This window comes from Rhizobium sp. 18055 (genome assembly GCF_902706285.1).
GTDB lineage: Bacteria > Pseudomonadota > Alphaproteobacteria > Rhizobiales > Rhizobiaceae > Rhizobium.
In genome coordinates, this window is record NZ_CACSKD010000011.1 from 135080 (window position 1) to 154848 (window position 19769).

Consider the following 19769-nt stretch of genomic DNA (forward strand, 5'->3'; position numbering starts at 1 on the left):
GGGCGTAGGTGACACAGCAGGCCGAAAAGACCAGTAGCGCGTTACCTGCCCTCCAAGACGTCCCGCAAGGTTCGTCCCCGCGCATTGCCATCGCCTTCGGCGGTGGCGGCGCCCGCGGCCTCTCGCACATTCACGTCATCGAAACGCTTGATGAACTCGGCATCCGCCCGGTGGCGATATCGGGCTCCTCGATCGGCGCCATCATGGGCGCCGGCATGGCGGCCGGCATGACCGGCGAAGCGATCCGCGAACATGCGCTGATGACCGTCGGCAACAAGACCGCCGTCGTCAGCCGCCTCTGGGGCCTGCGCCCGCAGACGGTGCGCGATGCGGTGGCCAACGGCGTGCGCATCGGCCAGTTCAACCTGGAGCGCATCCTCAAGGCCTTCCTCCCCGCCGACCTGCCGGACCGCTTCGAGGACCTGCCGATCCCGATGACGGTGACCGCCACCGATTATTACGGCCAGAGCGAAGTGCTGGTCAGCGAAGGCCAGCTGTTTCCGGCACTCGCAGCCTCCTCCGCCATCCCCGCCGTGTTCATGCCGGTCAGGCTCTACGGAAGGGTGATGATCGACGGCGGCATCAGCAATCCCGTGCCCTACGAATGCCTGATGGACCGCGCCGACATCGTCATCGGCATCGATGTCGTCGGCGCGCCCGAGGGCGACGGCACCCATATTCCCAACCGCATGGAAAGCATCTTCGGCTCCGGCCAGCTGATGATGCAGACGGCGATCACGCTGAAGCTGCGCATCCAGCCCCCCCACATCTTCCTGCGCCCCGCCGTCGGCCGCACCGGCGTCATGGATTTCCTCAAGGCCCGCGAAGTGCTGGCCATGTCGATCGGCGTCAAGGACGAGCTGAAGTACGCGCTGGATCACGCCATCGAGGCGCACGCGCGGGCGTAACAAGTAGATACGCTCGCTATTGATCACAAGGCTCGATTCTCACGCGCCGTCATGCTCGGCCTTGTGCCGAAGATCTACTGACATCAATAAAATCAATCGGTTGCAGGTGTTTCGGACAAGTAAAAGCATGACGTGAAAGCCGTTCCGGGGCTTCATCAGCAGTCTCAGGAGACGGCATTTGTCTGTCTGTGGTAATCTCCGGCGTGAGCGCGGAGCTGTCATGATCGACACCGATACACAGACACGGATCATCCATTTGAAAGTGCGCGATGATGTGTGGTCGCTGATCGACCGCGCTGCCAAAGTGCAGCGAAAGACGCGGTCCGATTTCATGATCGATGCGGCGCGCCGAGCCGCTGAAGACGCGCTTCCCGATCAGGCGCTCGTCTCGGTCGAAGCCGAGAGTTGCAACTGCCTCACCGATATTCTTGACAACTCACTCGGCAACGAGGGCTTCCAGCGTTTGATGAACGTCACCAAGCCGTGGCAGGCCTAAGCGTGACGCCCAACCCCGCTAGCCGTCCACCACCGCATCCGCCGTTCCCGCCAGCGGGTCGGTTTCAAAATCCATCGTCCGCTTCGGCTTCACCAGCGGCTCCGGCTTGACCGGTTGCGAGAACAGCATGTCGCGGCCGGCCTGCAGGCCTTCGGAGACCTGCAGCACCAGCCGTTGCTCGTCGCGGCGCCTGATGTCCTCGCCGATCTCGTAGGCGCTGGCTTCGCTGACGCCGAGTGCCTCAAGCGTCCGGCGGCCGAACAGCAGGCCGGATTCCAGCGTTTCGCGCAGCTCGTAATCGACGTTCAGGTTGCGCAGCGCGATCGAGTGGATGCGGTCGTAGGAGCGCACGAAAATCTTGGCTTCGGGATAATCGGCCTGCACCAGCTCGACGATCTTGTCGGTCACCTCGCGCTTCTGCGTGCAGACGACGACGATCTTCGCGTGGTCGATGCCGGCGGCCCTCAGCACATCCTTGCGGGTGCCGTCGCCGAAATAGATCCGGAAGCCGAAGGACGACGCCTGGCGGATACGGTCGGCGGAGACGTCGATGACGGTCACGGCGCGGCCACCGGCGAGCAGGATCTGCGCTGCGATCTGTCCGAAACGCGAAAAGCCGACCATCAGCACATCGGCGCCGGCCCCTTCGAAATCCTCATCCAGCGTTTCCTGCGTCTCGCCTTTCAGCAGCCTCTTCGACAGCTTGGCGCCGATCGGTGTCAGCGCCATCGAGAGCGTCACGATGGCGATCAGCAGTGAGGCGGTGCTCGAGGGCATCAGCCCCGCGGCCCCCGCCGCCGAAAACAGCACGAAGCCGAATTCCCCACCTTGCGGCAGCAGGAAGGCGATGCGGATCGCGTCATTGTGCTCGGAACCGGTGATCCGGCACAGCCCGTAGATGATCATTGCCTTCGCCGCCATGACGACAGGCACGGCAACGATGACGAACAGCACATTGTCCCACACCACGTTCAACTGCAGCGACAGGCCGACGGCGATGAAGAAGATGGCGAGCAGCACCCCGCGGAACGGCTCGATATCGGCCTCCAGCTCATGGCGGTAGGAGGATTCGGCCAGCATCACGCCGGATAAAAACGCCCCCATCGCCATCGACAGCCCCGCCATCTGCATCAGCGTCGCCGATCCCATGACGACGAACAGCGCCGCCGCAATCATCGCCTCGCGGGCGCCGGTGCGGGCGATGATCTGGAACAGCGGCGTCAGCAGGTAGCGCCCCATGACGATCATCGCGCCGACAGCGCCGATCGCAATGCCGAAATCGAGCATCGGCGTGCCGTGGCCCTTGCCGGTGTCGAGCACATTGATCAGCGCCAGCAGCGGCACGATCGCCAGGTCCTGGAACAAAAGCATCGAGAACGAGCGTTGGCCGTAGCGGGTGTTGACGTCGCCGTCATCGTCGAGGATCTGCATCGCGAATGCGGTGGACGATAGCGCCAGCCCGAAGCCGGCAATGACGCTGCCGCGCCAGTCGAGAACGCCTGAAAGCTGGGTGAGGAGGGTCAGCACCACCCCGGTCAGCAATACCTGCGCCGTGCCGAGCCCGAAAATATCCCGCCGCATCTGCCACAGGCGGCTCGGCTTCAGCTCCAGCCCGATGATGAAAAGCAGGAAGACGACGCCGAGTTCGGCGACGTTGAGGATCTGCTCGCCATCCGTCAGCCCGTGGAAGATCGGGCCGATCACCACACCGGCGGCGAGGTAGCCGAGCACGGTGCCGAGGCCCAGTCGCTTGAAAATCGGGGCCGAGACGACGGTGCCGCCGAGCAGCAGGATCGTTTCGGTGAAGAGGGCATTCGGCTCGGACATGCGCTAAGCTTCTTTCAATGGAGACGGTCGCGCAAGCAGCGCAGAAAAGAATCGGCATCTTCGGCCTTGATGCTTTCCGTAGCGCACAATAAATGGAACGCGAAGGAAAGGCCAAACCATGTCCTCTGAATTTGATTCCTCGACGCTTCTCTCCCGTGCCAGCCAGTTGATCGACCTTGCCAGGAAAGCTGGAGCCGATGCCGCAGATGCGGTGGTGGTTCGCTCCCGCTCGCAGTCCGTCAGCGTCCGGCTCGGCAAGGTGGAGGAAACCGAATCCTCCGAGAGCGATGATTTCTCGCTGCGCGTCTTTGTCGGCAAACGTGTCGCCAGCGTCTCCGCCAATCCGGGCTTCGACCTGTCGACCCTTGCCGAGCGCGCCGTCGCCATGGCCAAGGTCTCGCCGGAAGATCCATTCGTGTGCCTGGCGGATGCCGACAAGCTGGCGAAATCCTATCCCGACCTGCAGCTTCTCGACACCACCGAAGTCTCCTCCGAGCAGCTGCGCGATGCAGCCTTGGCTGCCGAAGCCGCCGGCCTTGCCGTTCCGGGCGTCGCCAACTCATCCGGCGCCGGTGCGTCGGCTGGCATGGGTGGCATGGTGCTGGTCACCTCGAACGGCTTCGAGGGCAGCTACATGGGCTCCCGCTTCGGCCGCTCCGTCAGCGTCATCGCCGGCGAAGGCACCGGCATGGAGCGCGACTATGATTTCGACAGCCGCATCTATTTCGCCGATCTCGACGACGCCGCAGAGATCGGCCGCCGTGCCGGCGAGCGCGCCGTCAGGCGCCTGAAGCCACGCCAGGTCGAAACCGGCAAGAACGTCACCGTCGTCTTTGATCCGCGCGTCTCCCGCGGCTTCGTCGGCCATATTGCCGGCGCCATCAACGGTGCCTCTGTTGCCCGCAAGAGCAGCTTCCTGCGCGACAAGATGGGCCAGCAGGTGCTGAAATCAGGCCTGTCGATCACCGACGATCCGATGATCGTCCGCGGCCCGGCCTCGCGCCCCTTCGATGGCGAAGGTGTGTCGGGCGAGCGGATGGTGATGATCGAGGACGGCGTGCTGAAGCACTGGTTCCTCTCGACCTCGACAGCGCGCGAGCTCGGCATGGACACCAACGGCCGCGGCGTGCGCGGTGGCAATTCGGTGACGCCGGGTTCGACCAACCTGGCGCTGGAGCCCGGCGATATCTCGCCGCAGGATCTGATCCGCGGCGTCGGCAACGGTTTCTACGTGACCGAGCTGATCGGCCAGGGCGTCAACATGATCACCGGCGAATACAGCCGCGGCGCCACCGGTTTCTGGATCGAGAACGGCGAACTCACCTTCGCCGTCTCGGAAGTGACCATTGCATCGAACCTCAAGGAGATGTTCATGCGGGTGACGCCGGCCAACGACATCGACCGCAAATACGGCGTCGCCGCGCCGACCATCGCGATCGAGGGAATGACGCTCGCCGGCCTCTGATGGATCGGAAGCCGCTGACAGATTGGAACATGGTATGAGCGACGTCGAGGATGCCCGCTGGCAGAGCGATCTGGAGTTGATCGCCGACGCCGCAAGGCAGGCAGGCGCCGTCGCTCTCTCCTTTTTCAACCAGTCGCCCGAGGTCTGGTGGAAGAACGAGGGCAAATCCCCCGTCAGCGCCGCCGATTTTGCCGCCAACGAGATCCTTGAGACACTGCTGCGCAGGGCCCGGCCGGATTACGGCTGGCTGTCCGAAGAAACCGAAGACAGCGCCGATCGCCTGTCGCGCGAAACCCAGTTCATCATTGACCCGATCGACGGCACCCGCGGCTTCCTCGGCGGCCAGAAGCTCTGGTGCGTCAGCGTCGCGGTGGTCCACAAGGGGCGGCCGGTGGCCGGCGTACTATTCGCCCCGGCGCTCGATGAATTCTACCAAGCGACCGAGACCGGCATCGCGTTGAAGAACGGCGTGCCGATCCGCGTCTCAGAACCAGACCCGCAAACGCCGATGCGCTTTGCCATCGCCGAAGACGTGCTGCACGCCTTTCCGCCCGCCGTGAAAAACCGGATCGAGCGCATCAGGCACGTGCCCTCGCTCGCCTATCGCATTGCCATGGTGGCCGATGGCAGCATCGACGGCACCTTCGTCAAGCGCAACTCGCACGACTGGGATCTGGCTGCCGCCGACCTCATTCTGGAGCGAGCCGGCGGGCGCCTGGTCAACCTCGACGGCACGGCGTTGACCTATAACCGGGCGGATGTCCGCCACGGTGAGCTTTGCGCCGGTTCGCAACCATTGTTGAATGAATTGCTATCCCCTATCGCGACGCGCTGAGCAGTTGACGTTTCCGTCAAAATCCCTCAGATGAAGCGGCGGAGGGGCAGACAAAGGAAGAGACTGAGATGACGAATTCCGGTGATAAGAAACAACTGTTGCACCTCGTGTTCGGCGGCGAACTGGAAAGTCTTGCAGACGTTCAGTTCCGCGATCTCAAGGATCTGGATGTGGTCGGCATCTTCCCCGATTACGCCACTGCCCTGACGGCCTGGAAGTCCAAGGCGCAGTCGACTGTCGACAATGCCCATATGCGTTATTTCATTGTCCATATGCACCGTTTGCTTGATCCGGAAGACAAGTCCGGAAAATAATATTTTTGCCGGTCACGGCCTGTATTAGCCAGCCGCCTGTCTTTTGCAGGCACAGGGGCGGTTGTTGACGCATTCTGAACAAACTGATCGGTCATTTCGGCCGCAACGATATTTGGGAATGGGTTGATGTCGATCATCGTCGATCGGAGAAGTGTTAGATGAGTGGTCGCATGGCGCGTCTTGCGCTGGGCGTCTATCAGGCGGCAGGGACGTTGATCACCCCCTTCGTCGGCGGCTATCTGACCTATCGTGCCGCCAAGGGCAAGGAAGACAGGACCCGCCGGCTGGAGCGCTCCGGCTATGCGAGTGCCGATCGTCCGGCTGGTCCTCTTGTCTGGTTCCATGCCGCAAGCGTCGGCGAAATGAACGCCGTCATCCCGCTGATCCGCGAAATCCGTCGCCGCGATATTCATGTGATCCTGACAACGGGCACCGTCACCTCGGCCAAGCTCGCCGCAGACCGTGTCGGCACCGAAGTCATCCACCAATACGTGCCGCTCGACCTGAAGCCCGCCGTCAGCCGTTTCCTCGACTACTGGCAGCCCGATTGCGCGCTGATCGCCGAATCCGAGATCTGGCCGGCAACCGTGCTGGAACTCGGCCGCCGCCGCATTCCGCAAATCCTCGTCAATGCCCGCATGTCCGACCGCTCCTTCGAACGCTGGACGCGCCGGCAGTCTCTGGCCGAAGCACTGTTCGAGAACCTGGCGCTTGTGATTGCCCAGTCGGATGTCGATGCCGAGCGCTTCCGCGATCTCGGCGCCCGCCAGGTGCTGATGTCCGGCAATCTCAAGGTCGATACCGACGCGCCGGCCTACGACCCGGCCATCTTCGCCCGCTACAAGCAGCAGCTCGGCGACCGCAAGACCTGGGCGGCGATCTCCACCTTCGAGGGCGAGGAGAAGGCAGCCGGCATCGTCCATCGCACCTTGAAGGAGCGTAACGGCCAGCTGACCATCATCGTGCCCCGCCATCCAGAGCGCGCCGATGCCATCGAGGCCGAGCTCGTCAAGCAGGGCCTCAAGGTCGCGCGCCGCACCCGCGACGATGTGCTGACGCCCGATGTCGATGTCTTCCTCGGCGATACGATCGGCGAAATGGGCCTTTATCTCCGCATGACCGAAGTGGCCTTCGTTGGCCGCTCGCTGTTTGGCGAAGGCGGACAGAACCCGCTGGAACCGGCCATGCTCGGCTGCGCGGTGCTGTCCGGCAGCAATGTCCAGAATTTCCGCGAGGCCTATCAGAAGCTCGCCCGCCGCGGCAGCGCCCGCATGGTGCGCGATACCGAGATGCTGGCCAAGGGCGTGCATTATTTGCTGACCAACGACCCGGCACGCCGCAATATGATCGAGGCCGGCGCCACCGCCGTGCAAGAAATGCGTGGTGCGCTGACAGCGACGGTGAAGGGGCTGGAACCCTACATCAACCCGCTGACGGTCAAGGCCAGACTGCTGCCGAAGACGGCGGCGCAACGCTGAGGGCAGGGCTTCAATGCAGACCATCAAAGGCATCCTGTTCGACAAGGACGGCACGCTCCTCGATTACGACGAGAGCTGGCTGCCGGTGAACCGCGAGTTGGCACGCATCGCCGCTGAAGGCGACGCAGCATTGGCCGGCCGCCTGCTGCTGGCCTGCGGCATGGACCCGCTCACCGGCCATATCGTCCCCGACAGCCTGCTCGCCGCCGGCAACACCCGCCAGATATCAGATGGCCTCGTCGCCGCCGGCTCGCCTCTGTCTGCCGATGAGCTCACCCACAGGCTCGACGAGCTCTTCGCCAACGCCGCCGAATTCTCCGTGCCGGTCACCGATCTCGCCGGCTTCTTCGCGCGCCTGCATGCCCGTGGCTTCAAGCTCGGCGTTGCCTCCAGCGATAACGAGCGCTCGATCCGCTTTACCGCCAAGCGCTTCGGCTTTGCCGAGTATGTCGATTACGTCGCCGGCTACGACAGCGGCTTCGGCGTCAAGCCGGAGGCCGGCATGGTGCTCGGCTTCTGCGCCGCCACCGGCCTCGACCCGTCGGAAGTCGCCGTCGTCGGAGACAACAATCACGACCTGCACATGGGCCGCAACGCCAATGCAGGCGTCACCATCGCCGTGCTGACCGGCACCGGCTCGCGCGAAAGTCTTGCCGCCGCCTCCGACCATTGCCTCAACGATATCACCGAGCTGGAAGGGCTGCTGCCCGATCTGCAGTTCGCCTGATCGACCAAAGGCTTGCTTTTTCTTGAAAATTGCCTTCTCTTTTCGCCCTGACGGGGATGACAGTCGCAGGCGCAGCACAGGCGGTCAAAAGGGCAGGGCAGTCAACATGGTATCCGAAGCGCCACCTTTCTGGTGGACGAAAGCCGATTGGCGCGCCTGGACGCTCTCCCCCATCTCGTTTCTCTACGGACGGATATCCGGCTACCGCATGGCCCACGCCAAGCGCGCCTCCGTGCCGGTTCCGGTCATCTGCGTCGGCAATTTCACCGTCGGCGGTGCCGGCAAGACACCCACCGCCATCACCATCGCCCGCGCCGCCAAGGCCAAAGGCCTGACGCCCGGCTTCCTCAGCCGCGGCTATGGCGGCTCGCTCGATGTGACCACCGTCGTCGATCTCGCCCACCACCGGGCAGTCGCCGTTGGAGACGAGCCACTGTTGCTCGCCCGCGAGGCGCTGACCGTCATCTCCCGCCGCCGCGTCGAAGGTGCCAGGCGCCTCGTCCAGGAAGGCGCCGACCTGATCATCATGGATGACGGCTTCCAGAGCGCCCGTCTCGCCATCGATTATGCGCTCCTGGTGATCGACGCCACCCGCGGCCTCGGCAACGGACACATCGTCCCCGGCGGCCCGGTCCGCGCCCCCATCCGCCTTCAGCTCCGCTATGCCACCGCCTTGCTCAAGGTCGGTGCCGGCACCGCCGCCGACCAGATCGTCCGCATCGCCGCCCGCGCCGCAAAACCCTATTTCACCTCATCCGTGACCGTCGCTGACGGCGCCGATCTCAAGGGCTGCAGGGTGCTGGCCTTCGCCGGCATTGCTGACCCGTCGAAATTCTTCCGCACCGTCGATGGCATCGGCGCCGAGATCGTCGCGCGTCGTTCGTTCGGCGATCACGAGCACCTGACCGACGACGAGATCGACGACATCCTCGAAACTGCCGCCCGCGACGACCTGCAGATCGTCACCACCTCCAAGGACTTCGTCCGCCTCGCCGGCCACCAGGGCAAGGCCGAGGCGCTGGCCGCAAAGTGCCGGGTCATCGAAGTGGAAATGACCTTCGCCGACCACCTCGCCCCCGGCCTGATCATCGACCGCGCACTCGCCGTCTGCCGCGAGCGCCGATTGCGGGAGAAGACGACGGCTTAGCTGGCTGCCACAAGTTCCTTTTCCCTACGAGGAGAAGATGCCGGCAGGTCAGACGCAACGCGTGGCGCCGGGGATGATGAGCGGGCTTACTCCGCATTTTGCCGATCGAAACATCGCACCGTTTGCGGCCCTTCCAGCACGGGATAGGATGGCCTCTTCCGACAGCCCGCAAACCACCACCCGTGCGACATGTCGGATTTCGCTCCCGCCGTTCGTCTAGATGATGAAGGCAGGCAAAACGGCCGGCCGAACATTCCTGGAGGAGACGTCATGACCCAGTACCTCGTCGCCATTCACCACCCCGACGACTACGACCCGGCCGCGTTGGAAGACGAGGCGATGCACCGCGATATCGATGTGCTCGACGACGAGATGGTCGCGGCCGGGATCAGGATTTTCGTTGGCGGTCTGCGCCCGGCACGAGATGCCAGGTCGCTGCGGGCGCAGCCCGATGGTGCGGTGGTCGTCACCGACGGGCCGTACCTGAAGACCAATGAGCATGTGGGTGGCTTCTGGGTGCTGGAAGCCGCCGATCTCGACGCGGCGCTGGCCTGGGGCCGCAAGGCAGCGATTGCCTGCCGCGCACCGGTCGAGGTCCGCCCGTTCCACTGACGCGGCCGGTGACGCGACTGTCGACGCGGTCAGGTGTTACTCGACCAAGCCGAATACCGGCCCGAAGCCGCCGTGCCACGAGAGATCGTTGCGGCCCATCGCCGGATCGTAGATTCCCACCCCGCGGCCGCCATCGAGAAACAGCGCATCGGCGCATCTCAGGTGATCGCGAAACAGCCGCGCGAAATCGTTGAAATTCACCACGCCCTCGCTGATCGCGAAGCGCACCACGCCATCGCCGCAGACACCGACGCCGCTGCGGCGGGTCCGGTCTGTCGAGCCGACGATGAAGATCGGGTTGATCTTGTTCTTGATGACAAGCATCGGGCCCGACTGCGTCGCCAGCCGCACCTGCGGTCGCCGCTGCAAATACACATCCGTCGGCAATATTCCGGCGCCTGTCTCATCGAGAAAGAACACCCCGTTCGGCGTCTTGTAGAAATTCGGCACCGGACCGCTGGCAGCCGGCGGCTTTGCCAAACTGGCAGGCCGCATCTCCCGGCCATTCTCGACATAGAGGCCGATCGGTGAAAAGTCGGTGAGATACATGCCGGCATTGACGGCGAAGGAAAGTGTTTTTCCCTCGCCCTGAACGGCCGCCGCAATGCTTGAGAAATACCGATACGGCGCCCCGTCGGCCCCTTTCCAGAACAGCCTGAGATCGGCCTTTCCGGGCTCCAGGGTGCAGACCACGTAGTCCGCGTTTTCGAAACTTTCCTGCGCGCACGCTTCGCCAGCAGCCGGCTGCGCGGCGCCCTCCGTTACGGGAAGCAGAATGGCGGCCGAAAGCGCGATGGCGGCCGCCGCCAATACGCCATATCGAAGAAAGCTCAATGGTTCGAATCCCCTGTGTTCCCGGTCGCATTGCCGCTCAGCATGGACCATTCGACAGGACGATCGCAAGAGACGTCAGATACCGGGGGACGCTGCCGGTGCATTCCGGCCGCGCAACGCATCAACTGCGCACCAGCGAGGGCATGGCTCCGGTAGGAGCCGAAATCACCCATGGGCGGCGTTGCAAGCGTTGCGAATTCAGCGCGAAACCGGGTGGAAACCATTGTCACATTATGGTCAGCGATCGACCTTATGAGGGCAGCGGTTGGCAGGGCATTCGCCCAGCGAGCCCCCGCACAAAGCGGCCAAATGCTCTGCCGCAAGGCTTGTCGGCGAACACAACCCCTATAAGATATCGCTCTTCACCCGGACGATTTTCAAAAGGGGTCGCAATGAGGTTTTTGCGTAGGCACTGGTATAGTTTAGGCCTTATTCCCGCAGCCTTGACGATTGTTTGGCTGGCATTGAGTTGGCACCACATTCCATGGACGCAAAAACTTCTGGCGATGAACTTCGTAGCCCTGCTGCTCCATCAGTTCGAAGAATATGGTTGGCCCGGTGGAGAACCTGCGATCATGAATATCGTCCTCCAACGGAGCGATGAACCGACACGGTATCCCTTGAACCAGAATGCAGCGATGGTCACCAACCTCCTTGCGGCCTATGGCTTCTATCTACTTCCCGTCTTCTTGCCGAACGTGATCTGGCTCGGTCTCGCGCCGGTGTTGTCCGGCTTTGGACAGTTCATCGTCCATGGCATTCAGACGCCTCGCAAACTGGGAAGTTTCTATAATCCCGGTCTGGCGGCGGTACTTCTTCTGCATTTTCCCATCGGCGGCTTCTATATCTATTACGTCCATGCCAATGACCTGGTCTCGCGTTGGGATTGGGCCATCGCAATCGTGTATATGATCGCGTTCATGTTTTTTGGTGTAGCGAAGGCGACATATTCGTGGATGGCAGACCGAAATTCTCCATATCCTTTTGCGGAAGAAGAGATGCGCCGCTTTGATGTTATCGACCGAATGAAAGGTCGCTGAAGTCCGCGCTTGGCGCCATCGCTGCTGGAGCGAGCCTGCACGAACCACTCCCCAGCGTCACCCACTGAAACACGCAATCGCGCTCAGCGCACCGGCATCAAAGCTTGCGCGCGGCCAGCCTTCGCCTGTCGCGGGCGACATGTTCGGCGCCGCGCTCCGTCAAGCAGAATTGTCGTTTCTGGAATTCCCCGCGGATCAGGATGAAGCCCTGCTCTTCGGCTTCGTTCAATGTCCTCAGGCTCGTGCCCTTCGGGGGAGACTGCCAATCGGCGCCGACGGCGCTGTGCAGCAATACCATGATCTTGATAATCGTGTTTCTCCATGGCTGATGCGTCCAGCCGTTTTGCGCCGTTTCACCGATCGGCGGGTCTCGCCGTCCCGATCGGCAATCTCAGCCGAAACTACCGCTTCTGGTTGGGCAATACGCCGGCACGCTTGTCGGCTTCGAATGAGGAGATGGCGTCGGCATAGGGCTCCTGGCGGGCAACGCTCCAGTAGCGCAGCTCGTCGAGCGGGATCTGCTTGCCTGTGATGACGCAGGTGACATAGGAACCCGGCGACAGGATCTGAAAATCCGCATCGAGATAGCGTATCTGCGCTTCGCGGTTTCCGTTTCCTTCAAACAAGTTCATACGCTCCATTCCTCAACCGGCTGTCATGTCCCTGCCATAACCTGCCGCCGCCGCCATTGCCAGCATTTTCAGCTGCGGCCGAACAGCCGCTCGATATCGGAAAGCTTGAGTTCGATATAGGTCGGCCGGCCGTGATTGCACTGGCCGGAGCCCGGCGTCACCTCCATCTGCCGGAGCAGCGCGTTCATCTCCTCCGGCCGCAGCCGCCGGCCGGAGCGCACCGATCCGTGACACGCCATGGTGGCGGCGACATATTCGAGCTTGGCCGAGAGGCCGGACGCCGTATCCCATTCGGCGATCTCGTCGGCCAGCTGCCGGATCAGCCCCGATGCATCGACCTCGCCGAGCATCGCCGGCGTTTCGCGCACCGCAATTGCGCCCGGGCCGAACCGCTCGATCGCCAGCCCCAGTTCGCCAAGCTCCGACGAAAACTGCATCAGCCGGTCGCAATCTTCTTCCGGCAGGTCGATGATCTCGGGGATCAGCAGCACCTGCGAGGCCAACCGTTTCGAATGCAGCGCCTTGCGCATCGCCTCGAACACCAGCCGCTCATGCGCCGCATGCTGGTCGACGATCACAAGCCCGTCCTCGGTCTGCGCCACGATGTAGTTCTGGTGGATCTGCGCGCGCGCCGCCCCCAGCGGAAACCGCGCCGGCGCTTCGGCCTCGGTAGCGGGCGAAGGGGCCGTCCATGCAGACGGTTGCGGCGTCTCGGCACGCGCCGTCGGCATCGCCAGCCCGTCGAACGACGCCTGCGGCCGCTCGCCAAAGCCGCCATTGCCGGGAGCAACGTAAGGTCGGGACGGCGATGTCTCGGCCGTCCACGGCTGCTGTTGTGGCTGCTGCGGCCGATAGGCATAGCCGTTCGGCTGGAACCCCGGCCGGAACGAGCGCAGCATGCCGTCCGCTCCCGTGGTCGCAGCCCGGCTGCCGTCGCGCGCCAGCGCCTCGCGAATGGCGCCGACGATCAGCCCGCGCACCAGTTGCGGATCGCGAAAGCGCACGTCGGATTTCGCCGGGTGCACGTTGACATCGACGAGCGCCGGATCGAGCCGGATGGAGAGCACCGCCACCGCATAGCGCCCGGATGGAATGGTCTCGGCATAGGCGCCGCGGATCGCCGACAGCACCAGCTTGTCCTGCACCGGCCGTCCGTTGACGAAGGCATATTGATGCTGCGCGTTGCCGCGGTTGAAGGTCGGCACGCCGGCAAAGCCGGTCAGCGACACATCCTCGCGCGCCGCATCGATCTCGATCGCGTTGTCGCGGAAATCCTTGCCGAGGATCTGCGCCATCCGCGCCAGATGATCCTCGCCGGTCGCCGGAAACTCCAGCGTCGTCCGGTCGGTGCCCGACAGCACGAAGCGCACCTGCGGAAAGGCGATGGCCATCCGCTTGACAATCTCGGTGATCGCCGCCGCTTCCGCCTTCTCGGTCTTCAGGAATTTCAGACGCGCCGGCGTCGCGAAGAACAGGTCGCGCACCTCGACAATGGTGCCCGGATTGAGCGCCGCCGGCCTCAGATGCTGCAGCTTGCCGCCCGCCACCGCAATTTCGGCGCCGCCATCGCTGTCCCTTCGGCGGCTGGAAATGCTCAAGCGGGCCACCGAGCCGATCGATGGCAGCGCCTCGCCGCGAAAGCCGAGCGTCTGGATATCGTCGAGCGTCGTCGAGATCTTCGAGGTGCAGTGCCGGCGCACCGCCAGTTCCAGATCCCGCTCGTCCATCCCCGAGCCGTTGTCGGAGACCCTGAGCAGGCTCTTGCCGCCGCCCGATGTGGCGATCTCGATCCGCGTTGCACCGGCGTCGAGGGCGTTTTCGATCAGTTCCTTGGCAGCGCTGGCCGGTCGTTCGATGACCTCGCCGGCGGCGATCTGGTTGATGAGCGTTTCTGAAAGCTGCTTGATGGACATGTCCACCATTTTCGCGGATTCGCAGCCGCTAGGGAAGGGCGAAAGCGTCGGCGGCAGCGCTTGTCCAGCCCGGAGAATTCCGCTGCTTAATCTTAAGCACGCCTTAAGACAAAACTGGCATTTTGCGGAGAATACCCGCCAAGAATGCAATAATCGGACAGATAGTAGGACGCGTAAGAATGAGTGCCGGTTGCGATCAAGCGGACACAGCCCCGGAGGATGGCACAGGATCGACTGCAGCCGGTCTCGAGACGGCGCTGTTCGACGCGGTTTGCGATAGCCTCTCCTCCGCCTTCATCGTCTACGACAAGACCGATCACATCGTCTTCTGCAGCCGGCAGGTGCTCAATTTTTTCCCGGTCGGTGTGGATCTGCTGAAGCCTGGCACAAGGCTTCGCGATTTCCTCGGCGCCGTCTACGAAACCGGCATCCGCAGCCGCTCGGCGGGCAAGCAGGGCGCGCTCAGCCGCGAAGACTGGCTGTCGCAGAAGATCGCCACCCATTGGCGCGAGCGCTACGAGGCTGTCGAGCGCTATGGCAATGATTGCTGGGTCAACTTCCAGAAGCGGCGCCTGGCCAGCGGCTATGGCGTCTGCGTCATCTCCGATATCTCCGAGGTCAAGAAGCGCGAGGATCAGTGGCGGCTGGATCTCGAGCGCGTCCAGCTGACCGAGGACATTCTCGATAATCTTCCCTTTCCGCTGTTCGTCAAGGACCGCAATCTCACCTACGTCGCCGTCAACATCGCCTTCTGCGAGCAGTACCAGACCACGGCGGACGAGGTGCTGGGCCGCAAGAGCGCCGAGCTGTTTTCGCCCGAGGTCGCCGCCCGCTTCGAAGAGAGCGATCGTCACGTTCTGGAAACCGGCGAGATGTCGGTGGTCCGCCAGCGCCAGATTGCCCGCGACGGCTCCGAGCGCGAGATCATGTCCCGCAAGCACCGGATCGGCAAGCCGGGGCGTTACTTCCTCGTCTCGACCATGCAGGACCTGCCGCGCGAAGGCGGGGATATCGACGAGTTCGAAAAGGCATCGAGCGTCACCACCTCGAGCAAGAGCACCTATCGCCGCGCCTATGTGCCGATGAACGGCAACAACGAGCGGCGCGAGCCGGCCGCCATGGAAGCAATCGTGCCCGAGAATTTCTCCGGCCGCCGCATTCTCGTCGTCACCGGCGACATTGCCGCCGAAACGGCCGCCCTGCGCACCCTTGCCAAATACGGCTTCGAGGCCTGCTCGGTCCGCAACGAGGACGAGCAGGAGCAGTTCCTGGAAATTGCCACCTCCGCTGGCATCTCGCTCGATCTCGTCATCATCGACAACCAGATGGGCATGCGCTGCCTGGAACTGTCGGAGCAGTATGGCATCTCCTCGCTGGTCATGGATGGCTTCCAGATATCCACCGAGCTGACCTTCCAGATCGCCCGCCATTTCAACCGCAACAACCGTGGCAACATGGCAGACCGGATCGAAGGCGATTGGGAGATCACCACCGCGGAAGACAATGTCGAGCTCGACGTGCTGGTCGCCGAGGACAACGACATCAACCAGATCGTTTTCTCCCAGATCCTCGAAGGCCTCGGCTATCGCTACCGGATCGCCGCCACCGGCGACGAGGCGGTGCGCATGTGGACGGAATACCGGCCGAAGATCGTGCTGATGGATATCTCATTGCCGGGTTTCAACGGCTTCGAGGCCGCCCGCCTGATCCGCCAGGTGGAAGGCGATGGCCCGAGGACGCCGATCATCGGCGTGCTCACCCAGGCCTTCGAGCGCGACCGCGCCGAATGCGCCAAGGCCGGCATGGACGACGTCATCATGAAGCCGGTCAGCCCGGATATTCTGGAAACGGTCTTCCAGAAATACATCCAGCCGGACGCCCTGCAGGCCCGGCGCTAAGCCCACAACCGAAAGCCGAGAGCGCAGAGCTTGGTCAACTCCCCAATTCTTGGGAGCCAACCCGATATCATCTAGGGGTTGCGGGATATCGATTTTTTAAGACTTGCCAGCCATTGTTCAGGCCATTGGGGAAGCTCTGGATTGAATGATGATGTTCGCGGATATGCCTTTGGCGCCGGTAAGCCAGAACGAGCTTCAAACGATGGCCTATACCGACCCGCTGACCGGGCTCGGAAACCGCTATCGGATGCGCGACCGCATTGCCCAGATCGCGGCAGAACGTGCCGATGACCCGGCCCCCTTCACCATCGGCATCGCCAATCTGGACTCTTTCAAGCCGATCAACGACCTGTTTGGCTCGGCCGCCGGCGACGAAATCCTCTGCCAGGTGGCTCACCGCCTGAAGGCTTGCATTCCGGATGGCGCCGTCGTCACCCGCCACGATGGCGACGAGTTTGCCTTCGTGCTGCCGCTGGTGTTCGAGCGCGCCAGTGCGGAAAAGTTCGGGCAGATGATCCGCGAGGTGCTGTCGGCCCCTTATGATCTCGGGGACCGCAACGTCCGCCTTTCGGCCTCCTTCGGCTTTGCCATCTATCCCTTCGCCGGCGAGGAATATGACGAGCTGCTGAAGAGTGCCGAAACCGCGCTCTACCGCTCCAAGCGCCGCGGCCGCAGCCAGATCACCGTCTATTCCCGCGAAATCGCCCAGGAGATGAAGCGCGCCACGCAGCTCGAACAGGCGCTCCGAAACGCCATCATCTCCGATGCCATCGACGTGCATTTCCAGCCGATCGTCTCGCTGGCCACCAGCCAGGTGCTCGGCTTCGAGGCGCTCGCCCGCTGGAACGATCCGGATCTCGGCTTCGTTTCGCCCGGCGTCTTCGTGCCGCTTGCCGAAGAGCGCGGCTTCATCGATGCGCTGTCGGAAGCACTGTTGCGCAAGGCGGCCGAAGCGGCCCTTTCCTGGCCGCGCGAACTGTTCCTGTCGTTCAATCTTTCGTCGGCCCAGCTGATGGACCCCGGCACCAGCGCCAACGTGCTGTCGATCCTCGGCCGCGTCGGCTTCGATCCGCATCGGCTCGAGCTCGAAATCACCGAAACCGCCGTGATGGGCTCGGCCGATACCGCCAACCGCATCATCGCCGATCTGCGCCAGGCAGGTGTTCGCATCTCGCTCGACGATTTCGGCACCGGCCAGTCCAGCCTCGGGCGGCTGCGCGATTTCATGTTCGACAAGATCAAGATCGACCGCGCCTTCGTCTCCCGGATCAACTCCGACCGCGCCTCCGAACACATCATCAAGGCGATCCTGACCATGTGCGAAGGCCTCGACCTCGAAGTCGTCGCCGAAGGCATCGAGGATTATTCGGAAGCCGCCAAGCTGCGCATGCTCGGCTGCGGCATGGGCCAGGGCTACTACTTCGGCAAACCGGCCGACAGCATCGCCACGCTCAGGTTCCTCCACGAAAACGAGTTCGACACCAGCGAGCGCATTCCAGCCTAACGGCGCCTATTCCCTCACACAGCACAAACGCCGATGGCGCCCTTTCGGACGCCATCGGTTACGCATGCACTGCGACTAACGATGCAGTGTTACTTGGCTGTTGTCGACCCGGTCGAGGTCGCGTCGGGCGCGGCTGGTGCCGGGGCCTTTTCGGCCGACTGCATCTTCAGCGTCTTGAATTCAGGCGCTGCCTTCAGCGTTTCGGCTGTCTCGGACGTGGTCAGCTTGACGGTGCCGTCCTGGGTGTTCTGGGAAACGGTCACCTTGTCCATCGGCACGGCGACGTTCTTTTCGCCGATCCCGAGGAAGCCGCCGACGCCGATCACGGCTGCGACAAGGCCGCCATCCTTCTTCATGATCAGGTCGTTGACGTCACCGATGCTTTCGTTCTGGCCGTTATAGACAGGCTGGCCGAGATAGGTGTTGGCGCTGACCTGGTCGGCTGCCTGCTCGGTCAGATAGGTGCCGCCAGCCTGTGCCGTGTCGGTGGTCACGGCAGCCGCAGGTGCCTGTGCGGCATCACCTGCGGGCGCCATGGCATCGGGCTTCGGTGCTGCCGGATCGGCCGGTGCCGACATTGCCGGTGCACTTGGCGAGGCCGGCTGGGTGGCGGTCTGCGAGAAAGCGGCTGGTGCGAAGGCCGTGGCAAACAGGGCGCCAGCGGCAACGGTGGTGAGGAGTTTGCGTGTCATATCGTACCTACTTTCAGTATCCTTGGATGATCTCTAGCCCGACATTTCCCTTCTTCGAGAGGCGTCTCTGTCCGGCTGGTTCGGTAGGTTAATGAACAGCTTGGCGATTGGTTCCGAGAAAAACACCCGGAAAAACTGCACAAATTTATGGAACTTTTTGCGTGGTGAGGTTGCGGGAAAGCGCGGGTTGGGGTGCTGGCGGCGCAGCAGAAAGCGGACGCGGTCGCCGCCATTCTAGAAGTGTTTTGCAAATGCGATGATGATGTTGCCGGGAACTCGAGCGTCGATAAATCAGACATCGGCCACCCCAAACGCCCCTCATCCTCACCCTTGTGGTGGGGATCCAGCGCGGTCACGTTCGTGACCGCAAGAGACCCTTCGCGCCGCGCCGACGCGCGTCGGCTGAATCCCGGCACAAGGCCGGGATGAGGGTCGGGGGTGGAGTTTGCGCCAGATGAAATAGGCAGCGCCATAGAATACAGAGGAGAAAAGCCGCTCCGCACGACGCAAAAAGGGCGCCCCACCGGAACGCCCCTTCAACACACCGAAAGCCGAAGCCTCACATGATATAAGCCGCGTCGAACACACCGCGGACGCTGACGCCGAGTTCCAGCAGCGCGCCGGCATCCGGTTGCGTGGCGCGGGCTGCGTCGTCGAGACCTTCCCAGGCGGTGGTCACCGCCAGCCGATCGGCGTCGGGGCCGATGAAGGCGGGGCAGGACGGCTGGGCGGCGGGAACCTTGTAGCGGGCGATGCGCAGGCCGTCGGGGCTGTAGCGATCGACCGAGCCGGCACCCCAGCGCGAGTTCCAGATATAGCCGTCGGCGTCCACCACCGAGCCGTCGATGCCGCCTTCTTCCTCCATGCTGTCGACCAGCACGATCGGTTCGCCGGATGGCAGGCCGGTGGCCGGATCGACCATCACCCGCATCAGCCGGCTCAGCCGCGTATCGGTGAAATAGCCGGTCGATCCGTCCGGCGAAAAGCAGATCGAATTCGGAATGGTCAGGCCGCTGAAGATCTTCGTCACCTTGCCGCGGGCGACATGATAGATCGATCCGGCATGGGTTTCTGCCCGCTTGCTCATCGTGCTGATCCACAGGCTGCCCGACGGATGCATGCGCCCGTCGTTCGAGCGGTTCTCCGGCCTGTCGTTTTCCAGTGCCGCATAGAATGTCAGGCCGCCGCTCTTGATGTCGCGCACGAACAGACCCTGCTCGGTCGCCAGCAGCTGTCGCTCCGCATCGATGCGGGCCAGCACGCTTGCCATCATCGGCAGCGCGTGAAGCTTTTTCTCATCGGTGGAAAGGTTCAGCTCGTGCAATTCCTTGCCGAGAATGTTGAACCACCAGATGGTGTTGGTATCGGGATCGTAGGTCGGGCCTTCGCCCAGCACCGAGTTGGTGCTGGAAAGGGTCCGGCCTTCGAACTCATGGATCTCAGTCAT

19 protein-coding genes are annotated in these 19769 nt (G+C 63.1%); 12 read left to right on the forward strand and 7 right to left on the reverse strand.

Translation table 11 applies throughout. The features are described 5' to 3' along the window. Positions 1 to 8 precede the first annotated feature (8 nt). Together GVL52_RS19135 and GVL52_RS19140 are read left to right on the forward strand one after the other, a co-directional pair. Positions 9 to 908 carry a patatin-like phospholipase family protein gene (locus GVL52_RS19135; RefSeq protein WP_160010032.1) on the forward strand — a complete coding sequence of 300 codons (900 nt, stop codon included), beginning with the start codon at positions 9 to 11 and terminating at the stop codon, positions 906 to 908. 220 nt (positions 909 to 1128) lie between these two features. Then, the gene (locus GVL52_RS19140) at positions 1129 to 1404 is read left to right on the forward strand and encodes a DUF1778 domain-containing protein (protein ID WP_160010034.1); all 276 of its coding nucleotides are present in this window, start codon (positions 1129 to 1131) and stop codon (positions 1402 to 1404) included. 18 nt (positions 1405 to 1422) lie between these two features. Here the strand turns inward: GVL52_RS19140 and GVL52_RS19145 are convergent, their stop codons facing one another. Then, positions 1423 to 3231, reverse strand: coding sequence for a monovalent cation:proton antiporter-2 (CPA2) family protein (locus GVL52_RS19145; RefSeq protein WP_160010036.1), 1809 nt, complete (start codon positions 3229 to 3231; stop codon positions 1423 to 1425). A gap of 118 nt (positions 3232 to 3349) precedes the next feature. Between GVL52_RS19145 and GVL52_RS19150 the strand changes: the two genes are divergently transcribed. From GVL52_RS19150 to GVL52_RS19180, 7 genes are all read left to right on the forward strand, one after another. Continuing rightward, positions 3350 to 4696: a TldD/PmbA family protein gene (locus GVL52_RS19150; RefSeq protein WP_160010038.1), complete on the forward strand. Its 1347-nt coding sequence runs from the start codon at positions 3350 to 3352 to the stop codon at positions 4694 to 4696. Positions 4697 to 4730: 34 nt separating this feature from the next. Next, positions 4731 to 5531 carry a 3'(2'),5'-bisphosphate nucleotidase CysQ gene (locus GVL52_RS19155; protein ID WP_160010040.1) on the forward strand — a complete coding sequence of 267 codons (801 nt, stop codon included), beginning with the start codon at positions 4731 to 4733 and terminating at the stop codon, positions 5529 to 5531. A gap of 68 nt (positions 5532 to 5599) precedes the next feature. Continuing rightward, positions 5600 to 5845 (forward strand): DUF4170 domain-containing protein, encoded by a 246-nt coding sequence (locus GVL52_RS19160; RefSeq protein WP_160010042.1) that lies wholly within the window; start codon positions 5600 to 5602, stop codon positions 5843 to 5845. Between the two features lie 158 nt (positions 5846 to 6003). After that, positions 6004 to 7323, forward strand: coding sequence for a lipid IV(A) 3-deoxy-D-manno-octulosonic acid transferase (gene waaA / locus GVL52_RS19165; RefSeq protein WP_160010044.1), 1320 nt, complete (start codon positions 6004 to 6006; stop codon positions 7321 to 7323). A 13-nt stretch (positions 7324 to 7336) separates the two neighbouring features. Continuing rightward, complete coding sequence (locus GVL52_RS19170) at positions 7337 to 8050, forward strand: HAD family hydrolase (protein WP_160010046.1); 714 nt, start codon at positions 7337 to 7339, stop codon at positions 8048 to 8050. A gap of 106 nt (positions 8051 to 8156) precedes the next feature. Further along, a complete protein-coding gene (gene lpxK, locus GVL52_RS19175; RefSeq protein WP_160010048.1) occupies positions 8157 to 9197 on the forward strand; it encodes a tetraacyldisaccharide 4'-kinase in 1041 nt (346 codons plus the stop codon). Between the two features lie 270 nt (positions 9198 to 9467). Beyond that, positions 9468 to 9809: a YciI family protein gene (locus tag GVL52_RS19180; protein WP_160010050.1), complete on the forward strand. Its 342-nt coding sequence runs from the start codon at positions 9468 to 9470 to the stop codon at positions 9807 to 9809. 36 nt (positions 9810 to 9845) lie between these two features. On the opposite strand, the gene GVL52_RS19185 is transcribed toward GVL52_RS19180, so the two are convergent. Continuing rightward, positions 9846 to 10643: a phosphodiester glycosidase family protein gene (locus GVL52_RS19185; protein WP_160010052.1), complete on the reverse strand. Its 798-nt coding sequence runs from the start codon at positions 10641 to 10643 to the stop codon at positions 9846 to 9848. 392 nt (positions 10644 to 11035) lie between these two features. Here GVL52_RS19185 and GVL52_RS19190 point away from each other — a divergent pair, with 392 nt between their 5' ends. After that, positions 11036 to 11683, forward strand: a complete 648-nt coding sequence (locus tag GVL52_RS19190; protein ID WP_160010054.1) for an HXXEE domain-containing protein — start codon at positions 11036 to 11038, stop codon at positions 11681 to 11683. Between the two features lie 97 nt (positions 11684 to 11780). Here GVL52_RS19190 and GVL52_RS19195 read toward each other — a convergent pair whose 3' ends face one another. The 3 genes from GVL52_RS19195 to mutL all read right to left on the reverse strand — a co-directional run bounded on the left by GVL52_RS19195 (position 11781) and on the right by mutL (position 14228). Then, positions 11781 to 11981, reverse strand: a complete 201-nt coding sequence (locus GVL52_RS19195) for a hypothetical protein (RefSeq protein WP_160010056.1) — start codon at positions 11979 to 11981, stop codon at positions 11781 to 11783. 103 nt (positions 11982 to 12084) lie between these two features. Beyond that, positions 12085 to 12315 (reverse strand): DUF2093 domain-containing protein, encoded by a 231-nt coding sequence (locus GVL52_RS19200; RefSeq protein WP_160010058.1) that lies wholly within the window; start codon positions 12313 to 12315, stop codon positions 12085 to 12087. A gap of 68 nt (positions 12316 to 12383) precedes the next feature. Beyond that, positions 12384 to 14228, reverse strand: a complete 1845-nt coding sequence (mutL, locus tag GVL52_RS19205) for a DNA mismatch repair endonuclease MutL (protein ID WP_160010060.1) — start codon at positions 14226 to 14228, stop codon at positions 12384 to 12386. A 179-nt stretch (positions 14229 to 14407) separates the two neighbouring features. On the opposite strand from mutL, the gene GVL52_RS19210 reads away from it, so the two are divergent. After that, on the forward strand, positions 14408 to 16126 hold the full coding sequence (locus GVL52_RS19210; RefSeq protein ID WP_160010062.1) for a response regulator: 1719 nt from the start codon (positions 14408 to 14410) through the stop codon (positions 16124 to 16126). A 145-nt stretch (positions 16127 to 16271) separates the two neighbouring features. After that, entirely contained in the window at positions 16272 to 17630 is a 1359-nt protein-coding gene (locus GVL52_RS19215) for a bifunctional diguanylate cyclase/phosphodiesterase (protein ID WP_160010064.1), read from the forward strand. Between the two features lie 89 nt (positions 17631 to 17719). Here the strand turns inward: GVL52_RS19215 and GVL52_RS19220 are convergent, their stop codons facing one another. Beyond that, positions 17720 to 18322, reverse strand: a complete 603-nt coding sequence (locus tag GVL52_RS19220; RefSeq protein ID WP_160010066.1) for a PRC-barrel domain-containing protein — start codon at positions 18320 to 18322, stop codon at positions 17720 to 17722. Positions 18323 to 18881: 559 nt separating this feature from the next. After that, entirely contained in the window at positions 18882 to 19769 is an 888-nt protein-coding gene (locus tag GVL52_RS19225; RefSeq protein WP_160010068.1) for an SMP-30/gluconolactonase/LRE family protein, read from the reverse strand.